Genomic DNA, 19,278 nt, shown 5'->3' on the forward strand with positions numbered 1-19,278 from the left:
ATCAGTCGAATCCCAGCAGGTCGAAAATGTCGCGGTCCTTCATCGGCGCGCATTCCAGCGGATCGGTGCCGGCCCATAGCGAGGCGGCCAACCGCAGGTATTCGTGCTGCACCGCCTCGACCTCGACCGTCGGATCCATCTCGAACAGCGTGGCTTTCTTGAGCCGGCTGCGGCGGATCACGTCGAGGTCGGGAAACTGCGCCATGGTCTTCAGGCCGACCCGCTCGTTGAAGCGGTCGATCTGGTCGGTGGCGTTGCTGCGATTGGCGATGACGCCGCCCAGCCTCACCTTGTAGTTCTTCGACTTGGCCTGGATGGCGGCGACGATGCGGTTCATCGCGAAGATGGAATCGAAGTCGTTGGCGGTCACCACCAGCGCGCGGTCGGCGTGCTGCAGCGGGGCAGCGAAGCCGCCGCACACCACGTCGCCGAGCACGTCGAAGATCACGACGTCGGTTTCGTCGAGCAGGTGGTGCTCCTTCAGCAGCTTCACCGTCTGGCCGACTACGTAGCCACCGCAACCGGTACCAGCCGGTGGGCCGCCCGCTTCGACGCACATGACGCCGTTGTAGCCGGGGAACACGAAGTCCTCCGGCCGCAGTTCTTCGGAATGGAAATCGACGGTCTCGAGAATGTCGATCACCGTCGGCACCAGCGACTTGGTCAGCGTGAAGGTCGAGTCGTGCTTGGGGTCGCAGCCGATCTGCAGTACGCGTTTGCCGAGCTTGGAAAAGGCGACCGACAGATTGGACGATGTCGTGCTCTTGCCGATGCCGCCCTTGCCATAGACGGCGAACACCTTGGCGGTGCCGATGCGCAGCGCCGGGTCCTGATGCACCTGCACGCTGCCTTCGCCGTCAGGATGCGAAGGGCCGCGGCGCGTCTTCAGCGACGACAGCGGGACATGGGTGGTGGTGACTGTATTCACGGTGCGGCCCTGGAAAGGTGGGTGAGGTGCTTCATGCGCTGGCCCGCTGGAACACGCCTTCGAGGCGGTCTTCCAGTTCGTCGCCGGCTTCGCGCAGGCGCGCGAGCACGCTGTCGTCCGGCTGCCAGTAACGTCGGTCGTGCGCCTCGATCAGCCGGTTGGCGAGCTTGGCGGCGGCGGTGGGGTTCAGTTCGGCCAGCCGGCTGCGCATCTTTTCGTCGAGCACGAAGGTCTGCGTCAGCTGCTGGTACACCCAGGGCGACACCTGGCCGGTGGTGGCCGACCAGCCCATGGTGTTGGTGATGTGCGCTTCGATCTGGCGCACGCCTTCGTAGCCGTGCGCCAGCATGCCTTCGTACCACTTCGGATTCAGCATGCGGGTGCGCGTCTCCAGCGCCACCTGTTCGTCCAGCGTGCGCACCGATCCTTCGCCCAGGGTCTGGTCGCCGATATAGACCGGTGCCACCGCGGCGTCGGCGCCGCGGGCGCGGCGCACCGCGCGGGAGATGCCGCCCAGCGTGTCGAAATAGGTGTCGACCGTGGTCACGCCCAGTTCGACCGACTCGAGGTTCTGGTAGGCCAGTTCGACGTCGGCCAGCACGCTTGTGAGCAGCGCGCTGCGGGCAACCGGCCGGCCGCTGCGGCCGTAGGCGTGGCCCTTGCGGCGGGTATAGGTTTCCGCCAGCTCGTCCTCGTCGTCCCAGCGGCTGTTCTCGATCAGGTGATTCACGTTCGAGCCGTAAGCGCCTTCGGCATTGCCGAATACGCGCAGCGCGGCGGTTTCGAGGTCGCAGCCGTTGGTGGCCTGGAAGGCCAGCGCGTGCTTGCGGATGAAATTGTGCGCCAGCGGCTCGTCGGCGCTGGCGGCAAGGAAGGCGGCTTCGGCCAGCATGCGGATCTGCAGCGGCATCAGGTCGCGGAAGATGCCGGACAGCGTGATCACGACGTCGACCCGCGGCCGGCCCAGTTCTTCCAGCGGCAGCAGCTGCGCGCCGACCAGGCGGCCGTAGCTGTCGAAGCGCGGCTTCGCACCCATCAGCGCCAGCGCCTGCGCGATCGGCCCGCCCTCGCTTTTCAGGTTGTCGGTGCCCCACAGCACCATGGCGATCGATTCCGGGAAGGGGTGACCGTCGTCGGTGTGGCGGGCAAGCAGGCGGGCCGCCTGTTTCGCGCCATCGATGACGGCGAAGGCGCTCGGGATGCGGAAAGGGTCGAAGCCGTGCAGGTTGCGGCCGGTCGGCAGCACCGCCGGTGTGCGCAGCAGATCTCCGCCGGGGGCCGGACGCACGAAGCGGCCGTCCAGAGCGTGCACCAGCGCATCGACCTCGTGGTCCTTGGCCAGCAGGCTGTTCGTTTTCGTCAGTTCGGCAATCAGTGCGCGCGTGCCGTCGTCATCGGCCAGATTGCCTGCGCTGCGGATGCGCTCCGGGCTGTCGCCGCGCATGACGGCGGCAATCATGGTGCGCGGCAGCTCGATGCCGTGACCGGCCTGGGCGACCGCGTGCAGCAGGTCGGCGCGTTCGGTTTCTGTCGGCGCTTCGCCCACCACGTGCAGACCGCAGGGGATGAGCGTGCGCTCCAGTTCATGCATCTGCAGACCGAGCGTCGCGATGGCGGCTTCGGCGTCGGTCCACGGCGGTGTCGCCGCGCTCAGTTCGAGCGCCGCCGCCTGCGCCTGGATCAGCGCGGCCAGTGCCGGTGCCTCGCGCTCGCTGCCCGGTTCGCGTGCGCGCCAGCGTTCGACCGACACCTTCATTTCGGCCAGTCCGGCGTACAGGCCGGCCTGAGTGACCGGAGGCGTCATGTAGCTGATCAGCGTGGCGCCGGATCGGCGCTTGGCCAGCGCGCCCTCGGACGGATTGTTCGATGCGTACAGATAGAGATTGGGCAGCGCGCCGATCAGGCGGTCCGGCCAGCAGGCGCCGGACAGACCTGCCTGCTTGCCCGGCATGAATTCGAGCGCACCGTGGGTGCCGAAGTGCAGCACGGCATGCGCGGCGAAGTCCTCGCGCAGCCAGCGGTAGAAGGCGGAGAAGGCGTGCGTCGGCGTGAAACCCTGTTCGAACAGCAGGCGCATCGGGTCGCCTTCGTAGCCGAAGGACGGCTGCACGCCGACGAACACGTTGCCGAACCGGGCGCCGAGCACGAACAGGTGACGGCCATCGCTCAGGTCGCGGCCCGGTGCCGGTCCCCAGTGCGCCTCGATCTCGCCCAGCCAGGTTTCGCGCCGCACGTGTTCGTCCGCCGGTATCCGGTGATGCACGTTGGCCGGTGCGCCGAAGCGCTCGGCATTGCCGGTCAGCAGCGCGTCGCGCAATGCCGCCTCGCTGGCCGGCATGTCGATCTGGTAACCCTCGCGCTTCAGCGCGCCCAGCGTGCGGTACAGCGAGGCGAAGACGGACAGGTGGGCGGCGGTGCCGACCGCGCCGCCATTGGGCGGGAAGTTGAACAGCACGACCGCGACCCGCCGCTGCGCGCGCTCGGCGCGGCGCAGCGCGATCAGCCGCGCCACCTTGTCGGACAGCATGTCGGCGCGCTCGGCGCACACGTGCATGTCGCGTCCGCCTTCACTGGGCGGGAAGCTGCAGCGGCGTGCGCAGCCCTCGCAGGTGCCACCGGCTCCGGCCGAACGGCCGCCGAATACCATCGGGCTGGTGGCGCCATCGAGTTCCGGAATGGCCACCATGATGGTGTTCTCGACCGGCAGCAGGCCGCGCTCGGAAGCACCCCACTGTTCCAGCGTCTGGAACTCGACCGGGTGGGCGGCGAGGTAGGGCACGTCCAGTCTTGCCAGCAGGTCTTCGGCCGCCTTCGCGTCGTTGTAAGCCGGGCCGCCGACCAGCGAGAAGCCGGTCAGCGACACCACCGCGTCGACCACGGCGCGGCCGTCGCGGATGAAGAAGCGCTCGACCGCCGGCCGTGCGTCCAGGCCGGTGGCGAAGGCGGGGATGACCGACAGGCCGCGCGCCTCCAGCGCGGCGATCACGCCGTCGTAGTGGGCGGCGTTGCCGGCCAGCAGGTAGGAACGCATCAGCAGCACGCCGACCGTACCGCGCGCTTCCGGCGCAGTCGGCAGCGCGGCGACCTGCTCGGCGATGCGCTGGGCGATGCGCGGGTGATAGACGCCGACTTCGGGGTAGTCGAACGGTGCGCCCGGTTTCATGCGGCCGCGCAGGTGGGCGCGCGGGCCGTCGGCGTAGCGGTCGATCAGGAAGCGCACCATGTTGGCGACGTTGTCCTGTGAGCCGGCCAGCCAGTACTGCAGCGTCAGGAAGTAGGCGCGCACGTCCTGTGCGGTGCCGGGAATGAAGCGCAGCAGCTTGGGCAGGCGGCGCAGCATGCGCATCTGCCGTTCGCCGGAACTGCTGCCGCCCTTGCCGGCGTTGCCGCGCAGCCGCTTGAGAAGTGCCATCGGTCCGCTCGGTGGCGCGCTCATGTCGAAGCGGCCGATGCGGGTGAGCCGCGCGACCTCGCCGGCCGACATCGCGCACACCATGGCGTCGCAGTGCTCGCGGCGCGCGATCAGCGCCGGCAGTACCGGGCGGAAGTGATCCTCCATGAACAGCATGGTGGCGATGACGATGTCGGCGGCGCCGATTGCGGCTTCGCAGCGCGCCAGTGCCTCCGGCCGGTCGCTCCATTCGGAGGCGGCGTGCACCTCGAGTTCCAGACCGGGCAGTTCGCGCCGCAGCGCGCTGCGTGCGCGCTCGGTGGCACTGGCCAGGTGGGTGTCCATCGTGACGATGACCACGCGTATGGGCGTGGCATCGGCGGTCGAGGGCTCAGCGCGCGAAGTGAGCTTTTGCATCGTAGAGCGTCTCCACCGTGATGGTGCTCAGTCCGCGGCTGCGGGCGTAGCTTTCGGTATTGCGGCGCGCCTTACCGCGGACGAAGAACGGAATCTTCTTCAGTTCGCGTTCGCCGTCTGCGGTCCAGGCCGGGGCGTCGTCGCTCATGCCCAGTTCGGCCACCGCCATCGTCTGTGCGGCGACGGCAGGCAGGTGCGAGGCGGGCGCGGCATCGTTGAATTCGAAGTCGTCGCGGAACATCTGCAGCAGGTGTTCTTCGAGCCCCATCACCAGCGGATGCACCCAGCTGTCGAACAGCACGTTGGCGCCTTCGAAGCCATACACCGGGCTGTAGCGGGCCGGCACGTCCTGCACGTGGATCGGGCTCGATATGACGGCGCAGGCGATGCCCAGCCGCTTGGCGATGTGGCGCTCCATCTGCGTGCCGAGCACCAGTTCGGGCGCGGCGGCGGCGATGGCCTTTTCGACTTCGAGGTAGTCGTCGCTGATCAGCGCCTCGACGCCGTAACGCGCCGCCGCCTCGCGCACGTCACGGGCGAAGTCGCGCGCGTAGCAGCCGAGGCCGACCACGGTGAAGCCCATCTCTTCGGCGGCGATGCGCGCGGCCGCGATGGCGTGCGTGGCATCGGCGAAAATGAACACCCGCTTGCCGGTCAGATAGGTCGAGTCGACCGAGCGCGCATACCAGGGCTGGCGTGAGGCCGAGCTGCCACGGCCGGCGGCGCCCGGCGTTTCGGCGGCCAGCAGCGGCGACGGATCGACGCCGGCCAGGGCGGCGACTTCGGCGATGAAGTCGCGCGTCGCGCCAACGCCCATCGGAATGGTCCGCGTGGCCGGCATGCCGAAGCTGCGGCTCAGCCAGCCGGTCAGCGTGCGCGATACTTCCGGGTAGAGATCGATGTTGAAGTCGGCATCCGGCAGGCGGCGCAGATCGTCGACCGAGGCGCCGAGCGGCGCCACAACGTTTACGTCGATGCCGAGCGCGTCGAGCAGGCGGCGGATTTCGGTCACGTCGTCGCGACAGCGGAAGCCGAGCACGGTCGGGCCGAGCAGGTTGGCGCGCGGCCGGCGTGCCGGGTCACGCGCCGGGCGCTTGCTTTCGGGCGCGGGCACCTGGTCGGCGAGCAGCGTGCGCGTCAGGTGATAGAAGGTTTCGGCGGCACCCCAGTTTTCCTTCTTCGAATAGGCGGGCAGTTCCAGCGCCACCACCGGTATCGGCAGCTGCATGCCGGCGGCCAGCGCGCCGGACTGGTCCTGTATCAGTTCGGCGGTGCAGGAGTCACCGACCAGCAGCGCGGCCGGACGGAAACGCTCGAAAGCCTCGGCCACTGCTGCCTTCACCAGCTCGGCGGTACTGCCACCGAGGTCGCGTGCCTGGAAGGTGGTGTAGGTGACCGGCGGCCGGCGGTCCTGCCGCTCGATCATCGTGAACAGCAGGTCGGCATAGGTATCGCCCTGCGGTGCGTGCAGCACGTAGTGCAGGTCGCGCATCGAGGTGGCGATGCGCATGGCACCGATGTGCGGCGGTCCTTCGTAGGTCCAGAGCGTGAGCTGCATCGCGTGCCCCTTCAGACGGCCAGCCGTGCGCGGCGCGCGAACGGGCGGGCGAACAGTTCGGCCAGGTCGCCCGCCTGGTCGTAGCCGTGTATCGGCGAGAACACCAGTTCGATCGACCATTTGGTGGCCAGCCCCTCGGCCTCCAGCGGGTTGGCCAGGCCGAGGCCACATACGGTGAGGTCGGGGCGGGCGGCGCGCACGCGGTCGAGCTGGCGATCGAGGTGCTGGCCTTCGCTGAGCACGATGTCCTCCGGCAGCAGCGCCAGTTCCTCACTGACCATCTGGCGATCGAGAAAGGGCGTGCCGACCTCGATCAGTCGCATGCCCAGTTCGCGGTGCAGGAAGCGCGCGAGCGAAGGTTCGAGCTGCGAGTCGGGCAGCATGAACAGGCTGCGCCCGGCCAGCAGCGGGCGTTGCCGTGCCAGTGCCGTTTCGGTGCGCGCACGCGCCGGGCCGGTCACCGCGTCAAATGCGGCCGGGGTTACGCCCCAGGCGCGGGCGGCCGCTTGCAGCCAGGCGGTCGTGCCTTCGGCGCCGAAAGGGTAGGGCGCGCGCAGCAGCCGGGCGCCGCGGGCGACCAGTGCGCGCACGGTGTCGCCATTGAAGGGCTGGGCCGGCAGCAGGTCGGTGTTCGGACCGATCGCCGGCACGTCGGCCGCGCGGCGGCCCGGCAGGAATACGACGTTGGCGATGCCCAGCTGTTCGAACTGGCGGCGGAACTGGTCCTCGACGATGTCCGGCAGACAGCCCACCACCATCAGCTGGCGCGCGTCGGTGTGCGGCATCAGCGGCACGAAGGTGCGCAGCGCGGCGTCTTCGCCCTGGGTGAAGGTGGTTTCGATGCCGGACCCGGAATAGTTCAGCACGCGCACCTGCGGCAGCAGCCGGGCGTTGAGCCGCTCGGCGGCACGCGCGAGGTCGAGCTTGATCACTTCCGACGGGCAGGAGCCGACCAGGAACAGCGTGCGGATTTCCGGCCGGCGTTCGAGCAGCGTGACGCACAGGCGGTCGAGTTCGTCGTTGGCGTCGGCCATGCCGGCCAGGTCGCGGTCGGTCAGGATGGCTGTACCGAAGCGCGGTTCGGCGAAGATCATTACGCCGGCGGCGGACTGGATCAGGTGGGCGCAGGTACGCGAGCCGACCACCAGGAAAAAGGCGTCCTGCAGCTTGCGGTGCAGCCACACGATGCCGGTCAGACCGCAGAACACCTCGCGCTGGCCGCGTTCGCGCAGCACCGGGCGCTCGTCGCAGCCGCTGCGGGTGGCGATCGGAATGTCGTGCAGATTGCTCATGCCTGCACCACCGCGCCGTGGTTGCCGGCCGCCGGACTCGCCGTGTCGAGCCGCGCGGCGCGCAGCTTGAGCAGGAACTGTCCGGCGTTGATGACGTAGGTGAAGTAGGCCGCCAGCGCCAGCCACATCAGGCCGGTTCCGTCCAGCGTGCCGGTCGCCAGTGCGACCAGATAGGCGGTGTGCAGCGCCAGCACCGCGAAGCTGAATACGTCTTCCCAGAAGAAGGGGCGGGCGAACAGCCAGACGCCGAACACCGCCTTCTCCCAGATCGAGCCGGTGACCATGATCGCGTACAGCAGCAGGGTCTTGATCACCACCGACCAGGTTGCAGCCTGCAGGCCCTCGCCGGACCACAGATAGCGCAGCACGAGCACGAGGCTGATCGCGAAGGCGACGAACTGCACCGGCGCCAGCACCCCCTGAACCAGGGTCCAGGGTGATTCGTCCCGCCGGCGGCGTTCCTCCGGCGTGTAAAGCGGTGTGTGCCGCATCGCCGGTGAGGCCTCTCTGTTGCGCATCGTCGCGTCTCCTCTGTCCTCGTAATCGAATCTAGACGGCTGGGGACAAAGTGTCAATGTAAATTGACGTCACGACGAAATTACATCGACCGGATGACAGTGCGCGTGGTCCAGAGGCCCGTTCCGGCTGGCGCGTCATCAAAATTGACAAGTTAACTTGACAGTGCGGGGTGCCGCGCTCTATTCCTACAATGTTGGCGTCCAGTTCTGCAGACAGATTCGAACCCCGCCTTCCTGCCCAGAGACTTGCTCACCCTCGTCGTCAGTGCCACCACGGACACTGGGTTCACCACCCGCAGCAGCCGTAAAGCCCGTCCGCATCCATGGGGCGTCCACCGGGGGCGCATCCGACACGGCCGGGGCACGACAAAAAGACCCAAGGAGGCAGGAAGATGGCCGGGATGACGCAGCGAAGCGCCCGCAGGGCGCAGATGTCGGGTGAGGGTTTGTCCGCGCAGGAGCAGGGCGGGGTCAGTCAGTTCGGCGGGCCGCCGATCGGCCCGCCGGTGTTCGCTGCCCCTGACTGGCTGGGTGATCTGGCGCAGACGATAGAGGCGGAAATCATTCCGCGGCTGATGCTGGCGCACGGTGATCTGGTCGATCTGCCGCCGGCCGGGGTCAGCGCAACAACCATCTCGGCGCGCGAAATCCACGAGTTCGCCAATCTCGTGCTGGCACAGGACGCCGGCGTCGTACGCAGCTGCGTGCAGGCGATCCGCGCCCGCGGCGTCGAGCCACGGGTCATCTGTCTGGACCTGCTGGCACCGGCGGCGCGTCGGCTCGGCGAATTGTGGGAAGCGGATCTGTGCGATTTCACTCAGGTCACGCTCGGCCTGTGGCGGATCCAGCAGGTGCTGCACGACGTCAGCCCGAGTTTCCGCAGCGATCTGCATTCGGGCGAGACAGGCCGCCGCGTGCTGCTCGCCACCTTGCCGGGGGAGCAGCACACCTTCGGCATGGCCATGGTGGCCGACTTCTTCCGCCAGCGCCGCTGGGACGTGCGCCTCGACACACCGGGTCCGCGCGGCGAAGCGCTGCGCCTGCTGCGCGCCGAGCGCTTCGATCTGGTGGGCGTGTCACTCGGCAGCGAAACGCGCTTCGACGAACTGGCGGAGTGGATCACCGCCGCTCGCCGCGTGTCGCTGCAACGCGACATCGTGGTGATGGTCGGCGGCCCGATCTTCGCCAGCCGGCCGGAGTGGGTGCCGCTGGTCGGCGCCGACGCGACGGCGCGCGATGCGAGTGCCGCGGTCGATGTGGCCGAGGCATTGCTGCCTGTGCGATTTGCGCATGGGTGATCAGTTTCTGGAGGGTATCGATTGGGTTCGGAGCAGGGGCGCGATCAGATCGCGAAAATGGACGCCGATGCGGGAAGGTTGACGGTGAAGCCTTTTGATTCGCCGATGGGTTTGTTACATGGCGTCGATGCCGAGTCGGCTGCACGACTTATTGCCGCCGCCTCCGACGTTGCGTTGTTGCTCGACGACAAGGGCGTCATCCGCGACCTTGCATTCAACGACGGCGCGCTGCTGCCCGAAGCCGGCGCGCGCTGGCTGGGGCGCCGGTGGACCGAGGTGGTGACGGTCGAAAGCCGCCCCAAGGTCGAGGCGCTGCTGCAGGACGCCGCCAGTGGCGAAAGCCGCCGTGCACGGCACGTCAATCATCCGGTGCAGGGCGGCAGCGATCTGCCGCTGCTTTACTCGACCGTGCGCATCGGCCACGACGGCACCGTCGTCGCCCTCGGCCGCGACCTGACGGCGCTGTCCATGCTGCAGCAGCGGCTGGTGGACGCGCAGCAGTCGATCGAGCGCGACTACGCGCGCCTGCGCCAGCTCGAGGCGCGCTACCGCCTGCTGTTCCAGATGACGTCGGAAGCGGTGCTGGTGGTAGATACCGTCAGCCAGCGCATCGTCGAGGCGAATGCCGCCGCCAACTGGATGCTGGGTGAGGACGCGCGCAGTGTGGTTGGGCGCAATTTCCCGGAAGGGCTGGACGACGCCGGCAACCAGGCGGTGCAGGGGCTGTTCGCCGCGGTGCGTGCCAACGGTCGTTCCGACGACGTCCGCGTGCGTGGGCCGGGCGGCAGCGACTGGCTGGTGGCCGCTTCGCTGGTGCGACAGGACGCAACATCGCTGTATCTGGTGCGGCTGTCGCAGGTCGGTGCCTCCGGCACCGAATCCGGCGAGCGGATGTCGGTGGCCGATGCGGTCGAAATGGTGCCGGACGCCTTCGTGCTGACCGGCGAGGACGGCGTCATCCTGACCGCCAACCAGGCCTTCGTCGATCTCGCCCAGCTGGCGAGCATCGAGCAGGCACGCACGCAGTCGCTCGAACGCTGGCTCGGCCGTCCCGGTGTCGATTTCAAGGTGCTGATGGTGAACGTGCGCCAGCACGGTTCGATCCGCCTGTTTTCGACCGTGCTGCGCGGCGAGCACGGTTCGGACGTCGACGTCGAGGTGTCGGCGGTCGCGGTGGACCGCGGTGAGCGTCCGTGCATCGGTTTCACGGTGCGCGGCGTCAGCCGCCGCATCGAGCCGGAACCGCGGATCAGCCGCGAGATGCCGCGTTCGGTCGAGCAGTTGACCGGCTTGGTTGGGCGCGTGTCGCTGAAGGATCTGGTGCGCGAATCGACCGATCTGATCGAGAAGCTGTGCATCGAGGCGGCACTCGACATGACGCACGACAACCGCGCGTCGGCGGCCGAAATGCTCGGCCTGAGCCGGCAGAGCCTGTACGTGAAGCTGCGCCGCTATGGCATCGGCGATCTCAACGCCGATCAGGGCGACGACGGCGGGCAGGAGCCGGGCGAGGAGTGATCCGAAGCGGGTCGGTCGGCCGGGCCGGGCCCCGCCGATCGCGTCCGCGCGGAACTGTCGTGAGGCACGGGCGGCGGCCTTGCGGCCGGTGTCAATCAAAATGGACTGGCTGAGTGTAAGTTTGTCTTGACGCTCTCGTGTGTCAAGCCTACTGTTAGCTCATGACTCGTCCAGCCCTCTCTGCCGTTGCCGAACTGCTGAAGCCCATCACCTGGTTTCCGCCGATGTGGGCTTTCGGTTGTGGCGTCGTTGCCTCCGGCCTGCCGGCCGGAGAGCGCTGGCAGGTCGTGCTGCTCGGCGTGCTGCTGGCAGGGCCGCTGGTCTGCGCGACCAGCCAGGCGGTGAATGACTGGTTCGACCGTCACGTCGATGCGATCAACGAACCGCAGCGTCCGATTCCATCCGGTCGCATGCCGGGTCACTGGGGCCTCTATATCGCCGTCGTCTGGACGGTGCTGTCGCTGCTGGTGGCGACCGCGCTCGGTCCCTGGGGTTTTGCCGCCGCCGCGCTTGGCCTGCTGCTGGCCTGGGCCTACAGCGCGCCGCCGCTGCGGCTGAAGGCCAACGGCTGGTGGGGCAACAGTGCTTGCGCGCTCTGTTACGAAGGACTGGCCTGGGTCACCGGTGCCGCGGTGATGGCCGGCGGCGCCATGCCCGACCTGCGCAGTCTGCTGCTGGCCGGTCTGTACAGCGCCGGCGCGCACGGCATCATGACGCTGAACGACTTCAAGTCGGTCGATGGCGACCGCCGCATGGGCATCGCTTCGCTGCCGGTACAACTGGGCGTTGCGCGCGCCGGTCGGGTCGCCTGCTGGGTGATGGCGGTGCCGCAGGTCGTCGTCGTCGCGCTGCTCGCGCACTGGGGGGCGCCGGCGCATGCTGCGCTGGTGGGCATGCTGCTCGGTGCCCAGCTGATGCTGATGTCCCGGCTGCTGGACGACCCGCGCGCTCGCGCGCCCTGGTACAACGGCACCGGCATTACGCTCTACGTGCTCGGCATGCTGGTGAGCGCCTTCGCGCTGCGCGCGCTCGGAGGCGACTGACATGAACCATGCCCTCGGCTGGATCGGCATCTTCCGCCTCGGTCTGGTGCAGACCGCGCTCGGCGCCATCGTCGTGCTGACCACGTCGACGCTGAACCGCGTCATGGTGGTCGAACTGGCTCTGCCGGCCATGCTGCCCGGCATCCTGGTGGCGCTGCATTACGCGGTGCAGATGCTGCGGCCGCGCCTCGGGCACGGTTCGGATCTGGGTGGGCGGCGCACGCCTTGGATCATCGGCGGCATGGCGGTGCTTGCCGCCGGCGGCACGCTGGCCGCGCTCGCCACCGTGCTGATGGCCGACCACTTCGTCGCCGGTGTCGCACTGGCGGTGCTTGCCTTCATGCTGATCGGCGTCGGTGTCGGCGCCGCCGGCACCTCGCTGCTGGTGCTGCTCGCCAAGCGCGTGGACGACGGCCGCCGTGCGGCCGCCGCCACCATCGTCTGGATGATGATGATTCTCGGCTTCGCCGTGACGGCCGGCATCACCGGCAAGCTGCTCGATCCGTTCTCCGGCGAGCGGCTGTTGCAGGTCGTTGCCGGCACCTCGGTCTGCGCCTTCATGCTTGCACTCGTCGCCGTGCGCGGCGTCGAGGGCGTCAGCCCCGCAACCAAACCGGTTTCGACGGGGCTGCCGCACTCTCCTCCCAAAGGCACCCCATTCCGCGCTGCACTGGCCCAGGTCTGGGGCGAGTCGCATGCGCGGCTTTTTACACTGTTCGTCTTCGTGTCCATGCTCGCCTACAGCGCGCAGGACCTGATACTCGAACCCTTTGCCGGCACTGTGTTCGGCTACTCGCCCGGGCAGTCGACCCAGTTGTCGGGTCTGCAGCACGGCGGCGTGTTCGCCGGCATGCTGCTGGTGGCGCTGACCGGCACCGTGTTCGGCGGGCGGCAGATCGGCTCGCTGCGGCTGTGGATCATCGGCGGCTGCATCGCCTCGGCCTGCGCGCTGGCGGGCCTGACCGCTGCCGGCTTCAGCGGCCAGGGTTGGCCCTTGCGCGAAACCGTGTTCCTGCTCGGCGTATCCAATGGCGCGTTCGCGGTGGCGGCGATCGCGTCGATGATGCGCCTGGCCGGCCAGGGCGGCGCCGGTCGCGAGGGCGTGCGCATGGGTCTGTGGGGTGCGGCGCAGGCGATCGCCTTCGCACTGGGCGGCTTCGCCGGCACTGTCGCGGTCGATCTGACGCGCGCCCTGATCGCCGAGCCGGGCGTCGCCTACGCGCTGGTGTTCGCCGGCGAGGCGTTGCTGTTCATCGTATCGGCCGCCATGGCGATGCGGATTTCCGGCCTGCAGCCGGCGACCGTGGCGGCGCGTGCGCCGGCTGCGCCGCTGCCGCTGATGCCACGCGCGGAAGGAGAGGCCTGATCATGGAAAACTACGATGTGGTGGTGGTCGGCGGCGGGCCCGCCGGGGCCACCGCGGCGACCGATCTGGCGCGCCGCGGCTACGCGGTGCTGCTGCTCGATCGCGGCGGGCGGATCAAGCCCTGCGGCGGCGCGATACCGCCGAAGGCGATCGAGGAGTTCCGCATTCCGGATGAGTTGCTGGTCGCCCGTGCCCGTTCGGCACGCATGGTGGCGCCCAGCGGGCGCGAGGTCGACATGCCGATCGACGGCGGTTTCGTAGGCATGGTCGATCGCGAGCAGTTCGACGAATACCTGCGCGAGCGTGCCGGACTCGCCGGCGCGCATCGGCGCACCGGCAGCTTTCAGCGGGTGAGCCGCGACGGTGCCGGCTCGGCTGTCGTGCATTACCGCGTCGGCGAGCAGGGCGAACGCTGCGTGCGTGCCCGCGCCATCATCGGCGCCGACGGTGCGCTGTCGGCGGTCGGCCGGCAGTGTGTGCCGGGCGCCGACCAGGTGCCCTGCGTGTTCGCCTACCACGAGATCGTGCGCGCGCCGCAGACCGGTTTCGACGGCAGCCGCTGCGATGTCTATTACCAGGGCCGGCTGTCGCCCGATTTCTACGGCTGGGTGTTCCCGCACGGCGACACGGTCAGTGTTGGCGTCGGCTCGGCGCGCAAGGGCTTCTCGATACGCGGCGGCGTCAGCGCCTTGCGCGACAGCGCCGGCCTCGGCGCCGCCGGCACCGTTCGCCGCGAAGGCGCGCCAATTCCGATGTGCCCGCTGCGGCGCTGGGACAACGGGCGTGACGTCGTGCTGGCCGGCGACGCGGCCGGCGTCGTCGCGCCGGCGTCGGGCGAAGGCATCTATTACGCGCTCAGTGGCGGCCGGCTGGCGGCCGAGGCGGTCGATGCCTATCTGGTCACCGGCGATGCGCGCGCGCTGAGGCTGGCGCGCAAGCGTTTCATGAAGGCGCACGGCCGCGTGTTCATGGTGCTCGGCATCATGCAGCGCTTCTGGTACGCGAGCGACAAGCGGCGCGAACGCTTCGTCAGCATCTGCCGCGATCCCGACGTGCAGCAGCTCACCTGGCAGGCCTATATGCACAAGCGGCTGGTCCGCGCGCGGCCGCTGGCGCACATGCGCATCTTCTTCAAGGACCTCGCGCACCTCTGCGGCATCGTGTCGCCATGAATGCCCGGACGGCCACGCGCTGGAAGCCGGTGGCCGTCGCTGCACTTGCCGCGCTTGCGGTGGCCGGCCTGGGCGGTGCCATGACCGATCTGAGCGAGTGGTACCGTGCGCTCGCCAAACCCTCCTGGCAGCCGCCGGACTGGGCTTTCGGGCCGGCCTGGACCCTCATCTTCGGTCTTGCCGCCGCCGCCGGTGTGCTCGGCTGGCGCCATGCGCCGGACGCGCGAGGGCGTCGCCAGTTGCTGGCGATGTTCGCCGCCAACGGTGGCCTGAACGTGCTGTGGAGTGCGCTGTTCTTCCATCTGCGCCGTCCCGACTGGGCGCTGGCCGAAGTCGTGCTGCTGTGGCTGTCGGTGGTGTTCCTGATGGTCCGCCTGCGACCATGGTCCGCACGTGCGGCCGCGCTTTTGCTGCCGTATGCGGTGTGGGTCGCGTTTGCGGCAGCGCTGAATCTGTCCATCGTCCGCCTGAATGCCCCCTTTGGCTGACGCGCCGCACTTTTTGACGCCGGTCACGTGTGCCGGCAAGCGACTTGCCGTAGCATGCAGGCGTTAAACTCAAGCAATTGAAGGCGTTGTCGCGATTGCGCCGTCGGCAGTCCGGTGATCAGCGGGTGTGCTTCCGTTGAATTGCGCGTACCGGGCTTTTCCGAACCACGCGGCAGCGCATGTCCCGGTCCAGGCCGGGCCCGAAATTTGCAGCAGGTCGGTCCCGTATCTCTCCGTCCTGCTAACCAGGCCCATGCCGTGAACAAGCTACCGAACGATCCAGGAGACCTGAGCGCCTTCTCCGATGTGGCACCGGAGTTGGCCGACATGCTGGTGTCGGTCGCCAGCGACATTGCGCTGGTGATCGACGACAAGGGCGTCATCCGCAGTGTTGCGCTGGGCGGCACCGAGCCGGTCAGCGCAGCGGCGGGCGAATGGCTGGGCCGCCAGTGGATAGACACGGTGACGCCGGACACCCGCCGCAAGGTCGAGGACCTGCTGAGCGAGGCGGCCGAGTCCGGCGTTTCGCGCACCCGCCACATCAACCACCCGTCGCTGGCCGGCAGCGATCTGCCGGTGGCCTACACCGCCGTGCGCCTCGGCCACGGCGGTCCGCTGCTGGTGGTCGGACGCGACCTGCGCGCCGTCTCGGCGATGCAGCAGCGGCTGGTCGACGCCCAGCAATCGATGGAGCGCGACTACTGGCGCATGCGCCAGGCGGAAACCCGCTACCGCCTGCTGTTCCAGATCGCCACCGACGCAGTGCTGGTGGTGGACGCCGACACCTTGCGCATCGTCGATGCCAACCGTGCCGCCGGCCGTCTGTTCGGCGGCACGGTGCAGGACATGCCGGGCCGTCAGGCCGGCTACGCGCTGGCGCCGTCCTCGCTGCCCGCGCTGGAGGAGCTACTGGGCACGGTACGGGTGTCCGAGCGCCCGGGTGACGCGATGCTCGACCTGGCGTCGGGCGGCCGCATCCACGCTTGGGTATCGCTGTTCCGCGACGAGGGCAGCACGCTGCTGTTGATGCGCGCCTGGCCCGAAGGCGGGCAGATGCCGCCGGCGGTCGACGATGCGATGCTGCCGGAACTGGTGCGCCTGACACCTGATGCGGTCGCCTTCACCGACGAACAGGGGGTGCTGCTGAGTGCCAACCCGGCCTTCGTCGAGCTGGTGCAGGGCGTCGACATGGCGTCGCTGCGTGGCCGCTCGATGGCGGCGTGGCTGTCGGGCGAGAGCGACGGACTGGGTGGTCTGCTCGCCGCGGTGCGGCAGAGCGGCACGCTGCGTCTGGCGACGCGCATGCGCAACGAGCGCGGGCACGACGTCGATGTTGAACTGTCGGCAGTACTGATCCATAACGGAGACTCGAACACCATCGGTCTCATCATCCGCGCAGTGCAGCCGCGCGGTCCCGGCGTGGGGGTCAGGGGTCGCATGCACTGAGCGTGTCGCGCAAAGTGAACGATCCTCTCTACAGTCCGCCTTTCGGTCAGGCCGACCTGACCAACTGCGAGCGCGAGCTCATCCACCTTGCCGGCTCGATACAGCCGCACGGCGTGCTGCTGGTCGTGCGTGAATCCGACCTGCAGGTGCTGCAGGCCAGCCTGAATACCGAACAGTGGCTGGGCGTGCCGCACGCGGCGGTGGTCGAGGCGCCGCTGCCGGCGCTTGGCGGCGACTTGGCGGCGCGTGTGCGCGAACTGGGCCGGACGCTGACGGAAGTCGAACTGACGCCCTTCCACTGCAGCACCGGCCACGGCGGGCTGCTGCGGCATTTCGAGGGCATGGCGCATCGCGGGCAGTCCGGCACGCTGATCGTCGAGCTCGAAACCGCCGGGCCACCGGCCGAAGATGTCGCGGCACAGGCGCTGCTGGCGACGGCGGTGCGTCGCTTCAGCGAGGCGATGAGCGTCGATGCGCTGGCGGACACGGCGGTGCAGTCGATACGCGAACTGACCCATTACGACCGCGTGATGGTGTATCGCTTCGATGCCGATGGCCATGGCGAAATCGTCGCCGAGGCGCGCGACGACCGGCTCGACACCCTGCTCGGTCACCGCTATCCGGCAACCGACATTCCGCAGCGCGCGCGCGACCTCTATCTGCGCAACCGGGTGCGCGTGCTGGTCGATGCGCGCTACCTGCCGGTCGCCGTCGAACCGCGCCGGCTGCCGCACAGCGGCGAAGAGCTGGACATGTCGATGTGCCACCTGCGCAGCATGTCGCCACTGCACATCCAGTACCTGCGCAATATGGGCGTGACCGCGACGCTGGTGGTGTCGCTGGTGCGCGAGGGGCGGCTGTGGGGGTTGATCGCCTGTCATCACTATGCGCCGCGGCGTATCCATTACGCACAGCGCGCCGCCGTCGACGTGCTGGCGGAGGTGATGTCGACGCGCATCGCGGCGATCGAGAACTATGTACGCACCCAGGTCGACGTGCTGGTGCGGCGCATGGAACTGCGGCTGATCGAGGCGACGTCGACCGAGGGCGACTGGCGTGCGGCACTGATGCGCAACGCGCGCACGCTGCTGCTGCCGATGGACGCCAGCGGTGTCGCGCTGCTGCACGACGGCGAACTGCTGACCGCCGGCGAGGTGCCGTCCACCGAGGCGGTGCGCGCGCTGGCCGGCTGGGTGTCCGGCGAAATGAAGCAGATGCTGTTCAGCTGCGCCTCGGTCGAGCGCGCCAACCCGGCGCTGGCCTACCTGACGCCGGTGGTGTGCGGCGTGCTGGCGATCGATCTGTCGACGCGCGGCCGCAATCTGCTGATGTGGTTCCGGCGCGAGCAGCGTGCCAAGCTGACTTGGGCCGGCGACCCCGCGAAGCCCATGGTCGACAACGATCCGCTGACCTTGTCGCCGCGGCGCTCCTTCGAGGCGTGGTCGGAAATCGTGCGCGGCACCGCGGCCCCGTGGTCGCGCGCCGATCTGGCGCTGGCGCGCGCGATCGGCGCCTCGCTGCGCGATGTGATCATGCAGACGCAGGCGGTGCGCCTGCTCATCGCCCAGCACCAGCTTGAAAAATTTCGCACTGCCGTCGACGAGTCGCCGGAGCCCCTGCTGGTTGCCGACGGCGACGGTCGCATCCTGTTTCCCAGTCCGGCGCTCGCCGGCATCCTGCCGGGCGGTTGCCGGCAGCCGGCGAATTTCGACGAACTGGCGGCGCTGTTCGAAGATCAGGCCTCTGTGCGCGATGTGTTGAGGTCGCTGCGCGAAGGACGTGTGTCGTGGCGCGGCGAGTGGCGGATGAGCGGTGGCATTGCGCTGGGCGTGCGCGCCGACGTCGTGCCGGGCCCGCGCGATGCCGTGCTCGGTTGCATCCTGATCTTCACCGACCTCACCGATGCGAAGCGCACCGAGGCGGCGCGTCGCCATCTCGAACAGTCGCTGACGATGACCGGCCAGGCCGATGCGCAGCTGACCACGCGCGAGGCGCGCGGCCTGCCCGACGAGGTGATGGGCGCCATCCTGGCCAATGCGAGCGTGGCGGCGATGGAACTGACCGACACCACGGCGTCGATCCCGGTCGCTACGCTGATCGAGGAACTGGAGGCGTCGGCGACGCGCGCCGCGGCGGTCTATGCCCGCCTGCGCGAATTCAACCGCCCACTCTGAGCGCGGCGGCGTCGCCGGCCGGCAGCGCCTCGAAAATGTCCACGTGACGCAGGAAGGCGGCTTCGGCTTCGCTGGCGATGGCCGCCCGCGTGGCGTCGTCGCGCGACGGGCCATCGAGTGCGGCGCGCAGTCGTGCGCTGAGCTCGGCCGGCGCGTGCGCGCCGAAGCGGTAGAAGCGCGTGCCGGCTTCGCCGTCCAGCGCGTAGCAGCGGGCGACGATGCGCTGCAGGATCTGGCCGCCCTGCAGATCGCCGAGGTAGCGCACATACATGTGCGCGAGCAGCAGTTCCGGCCGGTGTGCCGACAGTTCGCGCAGGCGCGCCGCGTAGCATGCCGCCGCGTCGACCAGCGGCAGCGCGTGTCCCCAGCCGTCGCCGTGCAGTGTGGCCAGGTCGGCTTCCAGCGCGGCGCTGCGCGCCAGCCCGTCGATGTCCAGCCCGGCCAGGGCCGGGTGGGTCTTATGCTGCCTCAGCGCGGCCTCCAGTTCGCGGTAGATCGGGTGCAGGTTGCGCAGCAGGGTGCAGTAGGCGGCAAGACCGAGTTCGCCGCGCAGCAGCGCCGGCATCGGACCGCTGCGCTCGGCGCGTGCGTGATGTGCCGCCGTCACCTGTCTGAGGCGCTGCGACAGCGGGGGCTGTTCGGTGGCGTGCATGGGAGAGGTGTTTCGGC

At 69.0% G+C, this 19,278-nt stretch carries 14 protein-coding genes; 8 read left to right on the top strand and 6 right to left on the bottom strand.

The window, feature by feature from the left end; genetic code table 11:
* Position 1: 1 nt before the first annotated feature.
* Genes bchL through bchF form a run of 5 tightly spaced genes read right to left on the bottom strand, consistent with a single transcriptional unit; the run spans position 2 to position 8,104 of the window.
* Positions 2-928, bottom strand: coding sequence for a ferredoxin:protochlorophyllide reductase (ATP-dependent) iron-sulfur ATP-binding protein (bchL, locus tag WJU27_RS20490; protein WP_020165676.1), 927 nt, complete (start codon positions 926-928; stop codon positions 2-4).
* 31 nt (positions 929-959) lie between these two features.
* Positions 960-4,736, bottom strand: coding sequence for a magnesium chelatase subunit H (locus WJU27_RS20495; protein WP_341423264.1), 3,777 nt, complete (start codon positions 4,734-4,736; stop codon positions 960-962).
* The gene (gene bchB, locus WJU27_RS20500) at positions 4,711-6,294 is read right to left on the bottom strand and encodes a ferredoxin:protochlorophyllide reductase (ATP-dependent) subunit B (RefSeq protein WP_341423265.1); all 1,584 of its coding nucleotides are present in this window, start codon (positions 6,292-6,294) and stop codon (positions 4,711-4,713) included. The genes WJU27_RS20495 and bchB overlap by 26 nt, the downstream gene beginning before the upstream one ends.
* A gap of 11 nt (positions 6,295-6,305) precedes the next feature.
* On the bottom strand, positions 6,306-7,586 hold the full coding sequence (locus tag WJU27_RS20505) for a ferredoxin:protochlorophyllide reductase (ATP-dependent) subunit N (RefSeq protein ID WP_020165673.1): 1,281 nt from the start codon (positions 7,584-7,586) through the stop codon (positions 6,306-6,308).
* The gene (gene bchF / locus WJU27_RS20510) at positions 7,583-8,104 is read right to left on the bottom strand and encodes a 2-vinyl bacteriochlorophyllide hydratase (RefSeq protein WP_020165672.1); all 522 of its coding nucleotides are present in this window, start codon (positions 8,102-8,104) and stop codon (positions 7,583-7,585) included. The genes WJU27_RS20505 and bchF overlap by 4 nt, the downstream gene beginning before the upstream one ends.
* Before the next feature lie 401 nt (positions 8,105-8,505).
* Between bchF and WJU27_RS20515 the strand changes: the two genes are divergently transcribed.
* The 8 genes from WJU27_RS20515 to WJU27_RS20550 all read left to right on the top strand — a co-directional run bounded on the left by WJU27_RS20515 (position 8,506) and on the right by WJU27_RS20550 (position 18,609).
* Entirely contained in the window at positions 8,506-9,402 is an 897-nt protein-coding gene (locus tag WJU27_RS20515; RefSeq protein WP_341423266.1) for a cobalamin B12-binding domain-containing protein, read from the top strand.
* Between the two features lie 105 nt (positions 9,403-9,507).
* Positions 9,508-10,920, top strand: coding sequence for a transcriptional regulator PpsR (gene ppsR, locus WJU27_RS20520; protein WP_232416067.1), 1,413 nt, complete (start codon positions 9,508-9,510; stop codon positions 10,918-10,920).
* Between the two features lie 161 nt (positions 10,921-11,081).
* Positions 11,082-11,963, top strand: coding sequence for a chlorophyll synthase ChlG (gene chlG, locus WJU27_RS20525; protein ID WP_081629107.1), 882 nt, complete (start codon positions 11,082-11,084; stop codon positions 11,961-11,963).
* Between the two features lies 1 nt (position 11,964).
* A complete protein-coding gene (locus WJU27_RS20530) occupies positions 11,965-13,329 on the top strand; it encodes a BCD family MFS transporter (RefSeq protein ID WP_341423267.1) in 1,365 nt (454 codons plus the stop codon).
* 2 nt (positions 13,330-13,331) lie between these two features.
* Complete coding sequence (locus WJU27_RS20535; protein WP_341423268.1) at positions 13,332-14,501, top strand: geranylgeranyl diphosphate reductase; 1,170 nt, start codon at positions 13,332-13,334, stop codon at positions 14,499-14,501.
* Entirely contained in the window at positions 14,498-14,989 is a 492-nt protein-coding gene (locus tag WJU27_RS20540) for a TspO/MBR family protein (RefSeq protein WP_020165666.1), read from the top strand. Before WJU27_RS20535 ends, WJU27_RS20540 begins: the two co-directional genes overlap by 4 nt.
* Positions 14,990-15,247: 258 nt before the next feature.
* Complete coding sequence (ppsR, locus tag WJU27_RS20545; protein WP_232416066.1) at positions 15,248-16,435, top strand: transcriptional regulator PpsR; 1,188 nt, start codon at positions 15,248-15,250, stop codon at positions 16,433-16,435.
* Between the two features lie 2 nt (positions 16,436-16,437).
* Entirely contained in the window at positions 16,438-18,609 is a 2,172-nt protein-coding gene (locus tag WJU27_RS20550) for a GAF domain-containing protein (protein ID WP_020165664.1), read from the top strand.
* On the opposite strand, the gene WJU27_RS20555 is transcribed toward WJU27_RS20550, so the two are convergent.
* Positions 18,593-19,261: a biliverdin-producing heme oxygenase gene (locus tag WJU27_RS20555; protein WP_020165663.1), complete on the bottom strand. Its 669-nt coding sequence runs from the start codon at positions 19,259-19,261 to the stop codon at positions 18,593-18,595. The genes WJU27_RS20550 and WJU27_RS20555 overlap by 17 nt on opposite strands.
* Positions 19,262-19,278: the final 17 nt, after the last annotated feature.

The sequence above is a fragment of the Methyloversatilis sp. NSM2 genome (genome assembly GCF_038066675.1).
Classification (GTDB): domain Bacteria; phylum Pseudomonadota; class Gammaproteobacteria; order Burkholderiales; family Rhodocyclaceae; genus Methyloversatilis; species Methyloversatilis discipulorum_A.

Coding starts and splice junctions, on each gene's coding strand:
- WJU27_RS20495 (WP_341423264.1), bottom strand. CDS start 4,736: ATGCAAAAGCTCACTTCGCGCGCTGAGCCCTCGACCGCCGATGCCACG.
- bchB (WP_341423265.1), bottom strand. CDS start 6,294: ATGCAGCTCACGCTCTGGACCTACGAAGGACCGCCGCACATCGGTGCC.
- WJU27_RS20505 (WP_020165673.1), bottom strand. CDS start 7,586: ATGAGCAATCTGCACGACATTCCGATCGCCACCCGCAGCGGCTGCGAC.
- bchF (WP_020165672.1), bottom strand. CDS start 8,104: ATGCGCAACAGAGAGGCCTCACCGGCGATGCGGCACACACCGCTTTAC.
- WJU27_RS20515 (WP_341423266.1), top strand. CDS start 8,506: ATGACGCAGCGAAGCGCCCGCAGGGCGCAGATGTCGGGTGAGGGTTTG.
- ppsR (WP_232416067.1), top strand. CDS start 9,508: ATGGGTTTGTTACATGGCGTCGATGCCGAGTCGGCTGCACGACTTATT.
- chlG (WP_081629107.1), top strand. CDS start 11,082: ATGACTCGTCCAGCCCTCTCTGCCGTTGCCGAACTGCTGAAGCCCATC.
- WJU27_RS20530 (WP_341423267.1), top strand. CDS start 11,965: ATGAACCATGCCCTCGGCTGGATCGGCATCTTCCGCCTCGGTCTGGTG.
- WJU27_RS20535 (WP_341423268.1), top strand. CDS start 13,332: ATGGAAAACTACGATGTGGTGGTGGTCGGCGGCGGGCCCGCCGGGGCC.
- WJU27_RS20540 (WP_020165666.1), top strand. CDS start 14,498: ATGAATGCCCGGACGGCCACGCGCTGGAAGCCGGTGGCCGTCGCTGCA.
- WJU27_RS20555 (WP_020165663.1), bottom strand. CDS start 19,261: ATGCACGCCACCGAACAGCCCCCGCTGTCGCAGCGCCTCAGACAGGTG.